At 47.1% G+C, this 12,735-nt stretch carries 12 protein-coding genes; 9 read left to right on the top strand and 3 right to left on the bottom strand.

What is annotated here, in order from left to right:
- The 4 genes from AC9UH7_RS04935 to AC9UH7_RS04920 form a co-directional block, all read left to right on the top strand.
- Positions 1-1,091: leucyl aminopeptidase (locus AC9UH7_RS04935; RefSeq protein WP_509595846.1), on the top strand; the 1,091-nt coding region annotated here is incomplete at its 5' end.
- Between the two features lie 86 nt (positions 1,092-1,177).
- The gene (gene lpdA, locus AC9UH7_RS04930) at positions 1,178-2,545 is read left to right on the top strand and encodes a dihydrolipoyl dehydrogenase (protein WP_509595844.1); all 1,368 of its coding nucleotides are present in this window, start codon (positions 1,178-1,180) and stop codon (positions 2,543-2,545) included.
- 15 nt (positions 2,546-2,560) lie between these two features.
- Positions 2,561-4,249 carry a 2-oxoglutarate dehydrogenase, E2 component, dihydrolipoamide succinyltransferase gene (sucB, locus tag AC9UH7_RS04925; RefSeq protein WP_509595841.1) on the top strand — a complete coding sequence of 563 codons (1,689 nt, stop codon included), beginning with the start codon at positions 2,561-2,563 and terminating at the stop codon, positions 4,247-4,249.
- A 7-nt stretch (positions 4,250-4,256) separates the two neighbouring features.
- Positions 4,257-5,147, top strand: a complete 891-nt coding sequence (locus AC9UH7_RS04920; RefSeq protein WP_509595840.1) for a TIGR01777 family oxidoreductase — start codon at positions 4,257-4,259, stop codon at positions 5,145-5,147.
- Here the strand turns inward: AC9UH7_RS04920 and AC9UH7_RS04915 are convergent.
- Both AC9UH7_RS04915 and AC9UH7_RS04910 read right to left on the bottom strand, forming a co-directional pair.
- The gene (locus AC9UH7_RS04915; RefSeq protein WP_509595837.1) at positions 5,133-6,299 is read right to left on the bottom strand and encodes a protoporphyrinogen/coproporphyrinogen oxidase; all 1,167 of its coding nucleotides are present in this window, start codon (positions 6,297-6,299) and stop codon (positions 5,133-5,135) included. The genes AC9UH7_RS04920 and AC9UH7_RS04915 overlap by 15 nt on opposite strands.
- A 2-nt stretch (positions 6,300-6,301) precedes the next feature.
- The gene (locus AC9UH7_RS04910) at positions 6,302-8,455 is read right to left on the bottom strand and encodes an MMPL family transporter (RefSeq protein ID WP_509595834.1); all 2,154 of its coding nucleotides are present in this window, start codon (positions 8,453-8,455) and stop codon (positions 6,302-6,304) included.
- 60 nt (positions 8,456-8,515) lie between these two features.
- On the opposite strand from AC9UH7_RS04910, the gene lipB reads away from it, so the two are divergent.
- Genes lipB through AC9UH7_RS04890 form a run of 4 tightly spaced genes read left to right on the top strand, consistent with a single transcriptional unit; the run spans position 8,516 to position 11,472 of the window.
- Positions 8,516-9,172, top strand: a complete 657-nt coding sequence (gene lipB / locus AC9UH7_RS04905; protein WP_509595832.1) for a lipoyl(octanoyl) transferase LipB — start codon at positions 8,516-8,518, stop codon at positions 9,170-9,172.
- Positions 9,169-10,101 carry a lipoyl synthase gene (gene lipA, locus AC9UH7_RS04900; RefSeq protein WP_509595830.1) on the top strand — a complete coding sequence of 311 codons (933 nt, stop codon included), beginning with the start codon at positions 9,169-9,171 and terminating at the stop codon, positions 10,099-10,101. Before lipB ends, lipA begins: the two co-directional genes overlap by 4 nt.
- Positions 10,094-10,792: a lysophospholipid acyltransferase family protein gene (locus tag AC9UH7_RS04895; RefSeq protein WP_509595828.1), complete on the top strand. Its 699-nt coding sequence runs from the start codon at positions 10,094-10,096 to the stop codon at positions 10,790-10,792. Before lipA ends, AC9UH7_RS04895 begins: the two co-directional genes overlap by 8 nt.
- 5 nt (positions 10,793-10,797) lie before the next feature.
- Positions 10,798-11,472, top strand: coding sequence for a DUF4191 domain-containing protein (locus AC9UH7_RS04890; protein WP_509595826.1), 675 nt, complete (start codon positions 10,798-10,800; stop codon positions 11,470-11,472).
- Here AC9UH7_RS04890 and AC9UH7_RS04885 read toward each other — a convergent pair.
- Entirely contained in the window at positions 11,469-11,840 is a 372-nt protein-coding gene (locus AC9UH7_RS04885) for an RDD family protein (protein WP_509595824.1), read from the bottom strand. The genes AC9UH7_RS04890 and AC9UH7_RS04885 overlap by 4 nt on opposite strands.
- A gap of 155 nt (positions 11,841-11,995) precedes the next feature.
- Here AC9UH7_RS04885 and AC9UH7_RS04880 point away from each other — a divergent pair.
- Positions 11,996-12,735, top strand: a 740-nt coding sequence (locus AC9UH7_RS04880) for a glutamine synthetase beta-grasp domain-containing protein (RefSeq protein WP_509595822.1), incomplete at its 3' end; no start/stop codon positions are given.

Raw genomic sequence — 12,735 nt, 5'->3', positions numbered from 1 at the left:
GTGGATCAACAAAGGAAGATTTTAAGGCTCCTTTAAAGACAATTACTGTTCACTCTAAGTTGGCATCTAATCCTGAAGCTAAGGCTTCAGTAGTACGTGCAGGGATCATTGCTAAGTACACATACCTAGTGCGCGACTTAATCAACACTCCCCCAAGTCACTTAACTCCAGATTCATTTACTAAGAAAATGGCTGCAGTTGTTAAAACTGCAGGGGGTGCTAAAGCTGGACTAAAGATTCAAGTCTGGGATGAAAAGCAACTCAAGGCACAAGGTTTTGGCGGAATTATCGGAGTGGGTCAAGGCTCTGCTAATCCTCCACGTTTACTGCATATTTCTTACACTCCAAAAGGTAAGGCTGCAAAGCGATATGCCTTCGTTGGGAAAGGAATTACTTTCGACACCGGTGGTTTGGCGTTAAAACCTGCTGCAGGTATGGAAGCGATGAAATCTGACATGAGTGGGGCAGCAGCAGTTAGCGCTGCCGTTGTTGCAATTGCAGAGTTAAAACTAAATGTTGCAATCGAATGCTGGGCACCACTGGCGGAAAATATGCCAAGTGATACAGCAACACGCCCAAGTGACATCATCACGATCTTTGGTGGCAAAACTGTAGAGGTGCTTAATCCTGATGCAGAAGGAAGGCTTGTTCTTGCTGATGGTTTAATGAAGGCGCAAAGTTCAAAAAATAAATTAGATGGAATTATTGATGTTGCTACCTTGACCGGTGCGCAAGTAATCGCTTTAGGAACCCGCACCAGCGCTGTTATGACAAATAATCAAGGGTTCAGTGACAGCTTCCTTGAAGTCGCCGCACAGTGCGGAGAGCAATTCTGGCCTATGCCACTTCCTGAAGAGTTACGAGCATCCCTAGATTCACCAGTTGCCGATCTTGCAAACATTGGAGACCGAATGGGCGGGATGTTGGTAGCTGGTCTATTCCTGAAGGACTTTGTTAATCCAGAACTTCCTTGGCTGCACCTAGATATTGCGGGACCGGCCTACAACGAGGCTAAGCCACATGGATACACCCCGGTGGGTGGAACAGGGATAGCCCTCCGTTCACTTGTGACATTGGCCGAACAAGCCTAAATCTGCGCTCGCCCATTGTGAGGTTTGGCCCAATCTGAGGCAAGATAGGCACCTAGCCCACAAGGGCCTTTGAGAGGAGCTGAGCATTGTCTCAATTTGATCTAGTCATCCTGGGTGGTGGCAGCGGGGGTTATGCCGCGGCATTACGTGGCTCTCAACTTGGCCTTTCTGTGGCCTTGATCGAAGCAGACAAAGTCGGCGGCACCTGTCTTCACCGTGGATGTATTCCAACCAAAGCGCTACTTCATGCAGCCGAGATTGCAGATGGCGCGCGCGATGGCGCGCACTTTGGTGTGAAATCAACATTTGAGGGCATCGACATGAATGGTGTCAACTCCTATAAGGATGGCGTCATTAACAAGCTGTATAAAGGTTTGTCAGGTTTGGTCAAATCTCGTGGAGTGACATTTATTGAAGGTCATGGAAAGTTAGTTTCGAAAGATACCGTTGAGGTCAATGGAACTCGCTACACCGGAAAAAATGTAATCCTTGCGACAGGGTCTTATGCCAAGACGCTTCCTGGTTTAGAAATTGATGGCGAGAAGATCATTACCTCTGATCATGGAACAAAAATGAATTATGTTCCAAAGAGTGTCATTGTTTTAGGTGGCGGAGTAATCGGATGTGAATTTGCATCTGTCTGGAAGTCTTTTGGATCAGAAGTAACAATTATTGAAGGTCTGCCACATTTAATTGCCCTCGAAGATGAATCTTCGAGCAAGCAATTAGAGCGAGCATTCCGTAAGCGCGGCATTAATTTTGAACTCGGTGTTCGATTCCAGTCAGCGGTTAAGACTGCAGATGGTGTCACCGTGACCTTGGAGGACGGAAAGACATTTTCCGCCGAAATCCTTATGGTTTCTGTTGGACGAGGTCCAGTGTCAACAAGTATTGGATATGAAGAACAAGGCATCGCAATGGATCGTGGCTATGTCTTGGTTGATGACAAGTGCCGCACCAATGTTCCAGGGATTTGGGCTGTTGGCGATCTAATCCCAACCTTGCAGTTGGCACATGTTGGCTTTGCTGAAGGAATTTTGGTTGCCGAAGAGATCGCAGGACTTAATCCTCGCCCAATCAATTACGACGGAATTCCACGCGTTACCTATTCAGATCCTGAGGTTGCTTCAGTTGGATTAACAACTGCTGAGGCTAAAAAGCGCGGACATGATGTCGTGGAACTCTCTTATGACTTGGCCGGTAACGGTAAGGCGCAAATCCTTAACACCGCAGGGTCAATCAAGCTTGTAGCTCAAAAGGATGGCCCAGTTCTTGGTGTTCACATGGTGGGTGCTCGAGTCGGAGAATTATTAGCTGAAGCAGAATTGATTTATAACTGGGAGGCACGTGCAAGTGATGTGGCTCCTTTGATTCATGCACACCCAACACTGTCGGAGGCAATGGGCGAAGCCCATATGGCCCTTGCAGGCAAACCGCTTCATGCGCACGGATAACCAAGGAGAAAACAGATGACATTTTCAGTAACGATGCCTGCATTAGGTGAGAGCGTTAGCGAAGGCACAGTCACTCGTTGGTTAAAAGCCGAAGGTGATCATGTAAATGTTGATGAGCCACTTCTAGAAGTTTCAACTGACAAAGTTGATACAGAGATTCCCTCACCTGTTGCAGGAATTCTGCAGAAGATTATTGTGCAGATTGATCAGACTGTTCCCGTGGGAGCAGAGTTGGCAATCATTGCCGATGGTGCCGCTACACCTGTTCCCGCACCAGCTGCTCCGGTTGCTGCGCCAGTTGTTCCACAACCAGAACCAGTTGTTGCTGCGCCAGTAGCTGCCGCGCCTGCCCCAGTCGCACCAACGACACCTGCTCCAACTAGTGCAGGAACAGTAATTACCATGCCAGCGCTGGGCGAGAGCGTCTCTGAAGGAACAGTTACCCGATGGTTGAAAAATGTTGGTGATGTAGTTGCAGTAGATGAAGCGTTGCTTGAGGTTTCGACCGACAAAGTAGACACAGAAATTCCTTCACCAGTTGCAGGAACTCTTCTTGCAATCGATGTAGCAGTTGATACAACTGTTCCTGTTGGTGCACGTCTTGGCTTAATTGGTAGCGCAAATGGTGCCGCGTCTGCTCCGGCTCCTGTTGTTGCAGCTCCTGTTGTTGCAGCTCCTGTTGTTGCAGCTCCTGTTGTTGCAGCTCCTGTTGTTGCAGCTCCTGTTGTTGCAGCTCCTGTTGTTGCAGCTCCTGTTGTTGCAGCTCCTGTTGTTGCTCAGCCTGCAGATGCCTATGTCACTCCCCTAGTTCGCAAACTGGCATCTGAACTTGGCGTCAATCTTGCGCAAGTTAAGGGAACCGGAATCGGCGGAAGAATTCGAAGAGAAGATGTTGAAGCTCTTTCTCGCCCAGCCGCACCAGTTGCAGTAGCACCTGTTGCATCTTCGCCAACAACTGCAAAGGCACCTGTAGTTGCAGTCTCTCCACTTCGTGGCACAACTGTGACTATGTCTCGTCTTCGTAAAGTTATTGCAGCTCGAATGGTTGAGTCATTACAAGTGAGCGCACAACTGACAACTGTCATTGAAGTTGATGTTACAAAGATTGCTCGCCTACGTGATCGCTCAAAGGAAAGTTTTGAAGCGCGCGAAGGTGTGAAACTCTCATTCCTTCCTTTCTTTGCCGTAGCAGTATGCGAAGCACTCAAGCAGCATCCAGTTTTGAACTCTTCAGTTGAGGGCGATCAGATCACCTATCATGGCGCTGAACATCTCGGAATCGCTGTTGATACTGAACGTGGATTGCTTGTTCCAGTTATTGCTAATGCGGGTGATTTGAATATGGGTGGTGTGGCACGAAAGATTGCAGATCTTGCAGCTCGCACGCGCGATAACAAGGTGACTCCAGATGAATTAGGTGGAGGCACATTCACGCTGACAAATACTGGTAGCCGCGGTGCTTTGTTTGACACTCCAATCATCAATCAACCACAAGTTGCAATCCTTGGATTAGGAGCAATCGTTAAGCGCCCTATGGTTGTTCGCGGTGAAGATGGTGGAGAAACAATTGCGATCCGATCAATGGTTTATCTTGGACTTTCATATGATCACCGCGTTGTCGACGGCGCAGATGCAGCTCGATTCCTGGTCACACTCAAAGAACGCCTCGAAGGTGGCGCTTTCGAGTCAGATCTAGGGCTCTAAGTTAGTTATGTCAGTTCCACAACGCATTGCAATTTCGGGTTCTTCGGGATTGATCGGTACAGCACTTGTTGGTCACCTAAAAAGTGAGGGCCACACAGTTCAGCGGCTAGTTCGCCGCTCACCAGTAGCACCTGATGAAGTTAAGTGGGATCCACAAACAGGTTTTGTTGACCTAGAACCCCTTCGTGGAGTCGATGCGATCATTCATTTAGCTGGTGTTGGCGTTGGAGACAAGCGCTGGAGCAAGAAATATAAAAGTGAGATTCTCAATTCCAGATTACTTGGCACAACGGCAATCGCAAATGCTGTTGCAGAACTAAAGCCTCAAGTATTCATTTCAGCTTCTGCAATCGGTTGGTATGGAGAAAGTGGTAATCGCGCAGTCGTCGAAACAGATAGAGCTGGCGATGATTTCTTAGCAGCAGTTTGTCGCGAGTGGGAAGCTGCTGCAGACCTTGCGGGTGAAGTGCGGACTGTGAAACTGCGTACTGGTTTAGTTCTAGACCCAACAGGCGGCGCTCTTGGAAAGATGTTGCCATTGTTTCGTTTAGGTCTTGGCGGGAAGTTAGGCAATGGAAAGCAATGGTGGTCCTGGATCACATTGCACGATCAGATACGAGCTATTGTTTTTGCTTTAGAGAATCCAATTTCAGGACCAGTTAATCTCACTGCGCCAAATCCAGTAACAAATCAAGAGTTCACATCGGCATTAGCACGCGCGATGCACCGGCCAGCTCTTTTTCCAGCACCTGCAATTGCCTTAAAGATCGCACTCGGTGGATTCTCCTCGGAAATTCTTGGTTCAAAACGAGTAGTGCCACACGTATTGCAAGAAGCAGGCTTTACCTGGGATTACCCACATATCTCAGAAGCACTTGCCCAACTAGTTCAGGATTAATTCAGCTGCAAGGCGTCCAGAAAATAGTGCGCCTTGTTGTGATGGAACACTCCGATGATCTCCCGCTACAAAATGGTGATCGTTAATCTTCATAGCCTGGGATAAGGCTCGCCCTACAGTGTGGATTGGCAAGGCAGCAGGTATTTCATATTTAGCGATGAACTGCCAACCATGCGTACTAGTCCCCCACATGGTTGCTAAATGACGACGAACATCTGACTCGGTGACATTTAGATCAGTAGTGGTAGATATCAAATGCTGACCAGTAGGGGCGTAATTTTTTGATATGTCTGAGATAACGAGAGTATTGATTATTGGCCCTCGTCTTTGCCCATCTACAACTAGGTACCCGCTACCAGAAGGATTTTGCGAGGCTGCGTGATACCAAGTAATGCACCCAGCCATCCGTGGCACTTCATTTAAACCAAGTAACTGTGTTGCAGTGGTTGCATCCGTTGCTATCAAAATCTTGTCTGCGGTAAATGTTCCATTATTTGTGTGAACTGATCCCTGATCAATGCTCTCCACTTGAGTGTTATAAACAATATCTTCTACTCGCTTTGCAAGAGCTTTAGGCAGTTCGCCCACACCATTCCTTGGCACGCCAGGTTGTCCATTAACAAAGCTTTTTATGATCGAGTGAGCATAAACTGAATCAACATTTTCTGGGTCAGTTAAGAAAACTCCTTGCAAGAATGGACGTAAAACTCTGTCATAACAACTCCCAGTACCTCGCAACGCTTCTGCGATTGATTGACCCGCTTTAACTCTGCCAGTGATGAACCTCAATAGCGCAATCTTTTCTGAAATTGTTCCGGTCTCTTTGTTTAATGCTGTCCACGGTGCTTGTCTGGGATCACCGATTGCATGCCTTTTCTCCCCCAGGCAAACTTCAATAACTCTCGGTGCCTGTATGAAATCTAACTCTTTGATCACATCTAGCTCTTGCAGAGCGGGGTATTTGGCATTAATCAGCTGGAAACCGCGGTCGCAAATGAAGCCATCAATTACATCACTTGCTACCCGACCACCGGCACGATCAGATGACTCGATGACTTTGACATCAACGCCAGCGGACTGGCAATGAATAGCAGCGCTCAGGCCGGCAAGACCTGCACCAACAATTAGTACGTCAGCTGAGCGCGATGACATTCTTACTTGTTTTGTAACTTAGATGGCCACCACACTTTTCCACCAATATCGTGGACAAGTGCTGGTACCAAAATAGTGCGAACGATCAAGGTATCAAGCAAAACACCAAATGCGACGGCAAATCCAAGTTCTGCCAAGAACACCAGTGGCAACACGCCTAACACTGCAAAGGTTGCCGCTAAAACAATTCCAGCAGAAGTAATAACTCCACCTGTAACTGTTAGGCCCTTAATGACGCCTGCTCTAGTACCTATTTTGGCACTTTCTTCGCGCACGCGTGTCATTAAGAAGATGTTGTAATCAATACCAAGTGCTACTAAGAAAATAAAGGCAAACAATGGGAATGAGGTATCTGCGCCTTTAAATCCAAAGATGTGTTCAAATACAAGCTGGCAGGCACCGAGTGTTGCAAAAAATGACAACACAACAGTTCCCAAGAGAAGTGCTGCTGACAAAATACTCCGGAGCAAAAGTCCAAGAATCAAAGTAATAAGAACCAAGACAATCGGAATGATTGTTCGGTTGTCCCGATTTGCCGAAACATCTGTGTCGAATGCAACTGCTGTGCTGCCTCCGACAAGAATCTCGGGATCGATTGCATGAACTGCCTCACGAATGATTGGAACGATATCGCGCGCTTCAACTGAATCTGGATTCAGAGCCAGTGTTGCATTTAATATCACTGTGCCATCAACAACCTTGATGTCAGACAATGGCTGTCCAGGAATAACTGGAGAGATGCGCATTGGTTCAACGGAAGAAACACCTTCTACACTTAAAAGCGCCGCTGAAACTGGGCCAACTAAACCTTCTGGAACTACGACCTCAGTTGGCTGACCTGAACCGCCAGGATAGTGCTGGCCTAAGAGTTCTAAGCCCACAACTGAGTCTGGTCGTTGCGTGAAGGCATCAGCAGTTGATAAGCCTCTAGCGTTTAATGTTGTTGAAAAACCAGCTAGAACCGCAAGAACCACAGCGGTAACTATCCAAAGTTTACGAGGACGCTTTTCAACTGCGGAACCAATCTTTGCCCAGGTGCCAGTTAGTTGAGTGTTCACATCATCATTTCTCGGGATTCGTGGCCAGAAAACCCACCGACCAAAAGCAACCAATAGCGCAGGCAGCAAAGTCAGAATCACGATCACCGCAGCTGCAATGCCAATTGCACCGACAGGACCTAATCCACGGTTTCCGGAAAGATCACTGAGAAGTAAAACAAGAAGTGCGGCAATTACAGTGGCACCAGATGCCAAAATTGGTTCAAACACACCTTTAAGTGCAGCCTTCATCGCTTGGGCAGGATGATCATGGTGATGCAACTCTTCTCGATATCTTGAAATCAAGAGCAGTGCGTAATCTGTTGCAGCACCAAGAACTAAGACTGAAAGAATTCCTTGGGACTGGCCGTTGAGATCAATAACATTGTTTTTTGTCAGGATATAGACAAGACCACCTGCTGTAGAAAGAGCAATGACCGCGGAGAAAAGCGGCAAAATCCAGAGAACTGGTGATCGATAAACAATAATCAAAATGAAAGCAACAACACCTAAAGTCGTAAGTAGTAATGAAGAGTCAATGCCTTCAAAAGCCCCGAAGAGATCCCCTAGCAGAGCACCGATTCCAGTTACATTAGAAGTCAGACCCATACTCTTTGCAAACTCTGCCGAATCTTCCCGAAGTGTCTCAATGATTTCAGGCAGTGCTGGTTTTTTATTTGGTAGTAACTCTGTGCCTACCTCTGATGTAAAGGGAAGATTTACAAGCAGTGCTTTGCCATCTTGTGATGGAAAGGCAAATAATTGCTCACCCTTTGCTAAATACTTCGACAACGGTACATCTGTACCAATAATTTTTGTGGAGCCCAATTTAGCCAAGTGAGCATTTAATGCATCAATCTTGGTTTGATCAACTTCTCCTAGGTAAAGGACAAGAGTAGGCAGATTCTGATTTTGATCTTGATTGAACTTTTCAATTACCTTCGCAGCTTGTGTTGATTCTGCGCTGTCTGGCAAAAAGGCTGAATTGTCATTCTCCTGAACCGTTGAAAGCTGACCAAATAGTGGTCCAAAAACTCCGCTTGCTCCAAACCACAAAACAATGACCAATAGGGCGTAGGCAAGTGGACGGCGGCTCTTCTTTGTGGTTGTTGAGGACACTGAATCAGACCTTTCGAAGGTGAATTGGTAAGGAGGCAAGCCTACCTTTAGGCTAGCGGCGTGCCAGTTCTTTTGAATTCAGCCAACACCGCCATAGCCCTGTCCCGGCAGGGATTAGTGGAGTATCAAAAAGCATGGGATGCGCAGCGCAGAATTCACGAAGAAGTAGCCTCCGGAGAGCGACCAAATACTCTCCTGCTCTTGGAGCACCCTTCAGTTTATACAGCAGGTCGCCGAACCGATGAAGCCGAACGTCCAGCTGATGGCACACCAGTTATAGATGTTGACCGTGGCGGCCGTATAACTTGGCATGGCCCCGGCCAATTAGTTGGTTATCCAATTGTGAAACTACAAAAGCCGACAGAGCTTGTTGGTTTTGTGCGCGAGATCGAGTCAGCCCTGATTAATGTCTGCGCCGATTTAGGGATTTCGGGAGTTCGAGTTGATGGCCGTTCTGGAGTTTGGATTTGCGATGACAGGGGCGAGCGAAAGATTGCCGCAATCGGTATTCGTGTGGCAAAAGGCGTGACGATGCATGGCTTCGCATTAAATGTGAATCCGAATTTGGAAGCATTCGGTCAAATAGTTCCATGCGGAATCTCAGATGCGGACGTAACATCATTGCAATTAGAACTTGGCCGACCAATTACAGTCGATGAGGTTTCACCTCTTGTTGAAAGACACATTTTTGAATCATTGAAAAAGGTGAGCGTATGACAATGGCACCTGAGGGTCGCAAGTTACTTCGTATTGAAGCACGCAATGCTGAGACACCTATTGAGCGAAAGCCTGAATGGATTAAGACTCGCGCAAACATGGGTCCTGAATACACACGCCTCCATAGTCTTGTTAAAACAGAAGGCCTACATACCGTTTGCCAAGAAGCTGCCTGCCCAAATATTTTTGAATGTTGGGAAGACAAAGAAGCAACATTTTTAATCGGTGGCGATCGATGCACTCGCCGCTGCGATTTTTGCAATATTGACACAGGTAAGCCATTGCCGATTGATAGAGCTGAACCATTTAAGGTCGCAATGTCAGTTAAGACCATGGGTCTTCGTTATGCAACTATCACTGGCGTTACGCGAGATGACTTGGAAGATGAAGGATCTTGGCTTTATGCCGAAACAATTCGCAAGGTCCACGAGTTAAATCCTGGTACTGGCGTTGAAATGCTCGCTCCAGATTTCAATGCCAACCCTGATCTGCTCAACCCTATTTTTGAAACCAGGCCCGAGGTTTTTGCACATAACCTGGAAACAGTCCCCCGTATTTTCAAGCAAATTCGCCCTGCCTTTACCTATGAAAAATCATTACGAGTCATCAGAATGGCACAGGATTTTGGCTTGATTACAAAATCAAATCTCATCCTAGGTCTTGGTGAAACTCGTGAAGAGATTTCACAAGCACTAGTTGATTTACATAGCGCAGGATGCGACCTGATTACCATTACGCAATATTTGAGACCAACAAATAAGCACCATCCGGTTGAACGTTGGGTCAAGCCCCAAGAGTTTGTTGAACTTGCCCAAGAGGCAGAGCAGATCGGATTCCTTGGAGTAATGAGCGGCCCACTTGTTCGCTCTTCCTATCGCGCCGGGCGTTTGTATAAACAAGCCATGGAGAAGAAGTCCAGCCGTGGCTGATCTTGTCTATCCCCCAGTAATTGTTCTCATAAAGTCATTCTGGAAATACCTAGGATTGAAATTTGATTTCCAAGGTCAAGAAAATGTTCCACTCAAAGGTGGTGCGATTCTTGCGATCAATCACACAAGTTACTTTGATTTTGCGTTAGCAGGCACTGCAGCATTACCAGCAAAGCGATATGTGCGCTTTATGGCAAAGAAGGAAATCTTTGACAACAAAATTGCTGGTCCTTTAATGCGCGGAATGCATCACATCAACGTAGATCGAAGTAACGGATCTGCCTCTTTTGTAGCAGCTTTGCGTTCACTCAAAGATGGCGAAATTATTGGCATATTTCCTGAAGGAACAATCTCGACAAGTTTTGAAATCAAGGGACTTAAGTCAGGAGCCGTTCGTTTGGCCATTGGTGCGGGCGTGCCTGTAATTCCAACAATCGTGTGGGGCGGACAGCGCGTATACACAAAGGGTGTTAAGCCAAATTTCAAGAGAAACAAATTTCCCATCAGCGTCTCATTTGGGGAGCCGATTTTCTATTCCCGTGAGACAGATGTAGAGGTCGCAGAGGCACATCTTCGGGATGTCATGATTGAGATGTTGCATAAAGTTCAAGAAAAGTACCCTGATAGCCACCTCGGCCAGCGCTGGGCCCCAATTCGCCTTGGTGGAACCGCTCCAGCCCCACTAAACTAATGAACATGTTTAAGAGAAAAGCTAAAGAAAAGAAAATCAAAAAGCAGCGCTTTCAAGTCTTCCGCGATGCCTATAAGGTCACTAAGCAGGTAAAGCCATGGATCACCGCTGCACTTGCTGGCATTTTTCTTACCACCTGGGGTGCTGGCATCGCACTTGGCGGAATGCTTGTCAGCCCTTACTACGCAGCATTTGTTTCTCTACCTCTAGCTGCGCTCTTAACTCTGGTGTTCTTCACCCGTCAAGCTGGTACCGCAGCCTATTCATCAATTGAGGGACAAATCGGTGCAGGAGCAAGTGTGTTGATGGCAATCCGTAAAGGTTGGACAACTACACCTGCTGTTGCGGTATCTCGTAACCAAGACATGGTTCATCGAAGTGTTGGCCGTGCAGGCATTGTTCTAACCGGTGAAGGAACTCAAGCTGTGCGACAGATGTTGGCTGATGAAAAGAAGAAAGCTGAACGTTTTGCACCTGGTGTTCCGATTATTGAAATTCTTGTTGGCAAAGAAGATGGCCGTGTTCCCATTCAAAAATTACAACGTCATATGCGCAGACTTCCAAAGAAGTTAACGCCACATCAAATGCGCGAAGTTCGGGCACGACTTAAGGCAGTTGGCGGAATGTCTATGCCGATTCCTAAAGGTCCAATGCCAACCCGCGCACCAAAAATTCGCTAACTTCTAGTTAAAACTGTTCCGCTAAAACGCTCGTGCAAACCTCTGCCATTTTCATCGAAGGTTATGGCAAAAACAACTGTTACTAAAAGCGCAGATCGAATGAGGGCTTGAATGGGAGAGATCCCTCCCCCATCTGCAAATCGAACAATCTTGATGCCAAAGATTCTGTGGCCAACAGTTGCGCCTTGAAGGGCTGAGAAAATGGCAATCTCGCCAAAGAACAAAGCCAGGACCGACCATGAGCGACTGGGAGCCATTGCGCCAAGGCCACCCGTGAAAGCCACAACAATGAAGTAGCAGGCCAGCCAATCCACCATTAGGGCGGCCATACGGCGCCCTAGGCTTACGCGCTTAAACTCAAAGCTCATGAGGCAAGGGTAACTGGCTATCGGCCTGGACGTAACATGGATTTAACAGGCAGGTTATGCCAATTTCACTGTATGGACCTAGGGTTCAACTACTAAAAGCGCGCAAGGCTCAATGATGAGAGATTCAGCGCATCACATGTGAAATTGGGAGAAGCATGTTTAAGAACGCAGCAGAAATCTTTGCATACATTAAGAAAGAGGATGTCAAACTTGTTGATGTCCGCTTTACCGATCTACCTGGCATCCAACACCACTTCAATGTTCCTGTGGAATCATTTGATGAAGCTGTGTTCACAGATGGCCTAATGTTTGACGGTTCATCTATTCGTGGATTCCAAACAATCAATGAATCAGATATGAAACTGTTACCAGTTCCAGAATCTGCATATATTGACCCATACCGTAAAGAAAAAACCCTCATCATTATTTTCTCAGTACACAACCCAGTAGATAACACGCCATATAGCCGTGACCCTCGTGGAGTTGTTGCTCGCGCAGTCGACTACATGCGTTCACTTGGAATAGCCGACACAGCTTTCTTTGCACCAGAGGCAGAGTTCTACGTTTTTGATAGCGTGCGCTTTAAGACAGGAATTAACTCTGCAGTTCACGAAATTGAATCATATGAAGGTGCTTGGAACACAGGCGTTGAATATGATGCAGATGGAACACCGAACCGCGGATACCGCACCCGCGTAAAGGGTGGATACTTCCCAGTTTCTCCAACTGATCAGTTTGCAGATCTTCGCGATGAAATGGTTATGCAACTTGGCAAGGTAGGACTTCTCGTTGAGCGTTCACACCACGAGGTTGGAACCGCTGGACAAATGGAGATCAACTACCGTTTCACTGACATCCTGACTGCAGGTGATGACGTTATGAAGTTCAAGTACGT

Source organism: Candidatus Planktophila sp. (genome assembly GCF_044348745.1).
Classification (GTDB): domain Bacteria; phylum Actinomycetota; class Actinomycetes; order Nanopelagicales; family Nanopelagicaceae; genus Planktophila.
Note: the sequence above shows the minus strand (reverse complement) of the source record. Positions and strands in the feature narration are given on the sequence as shown.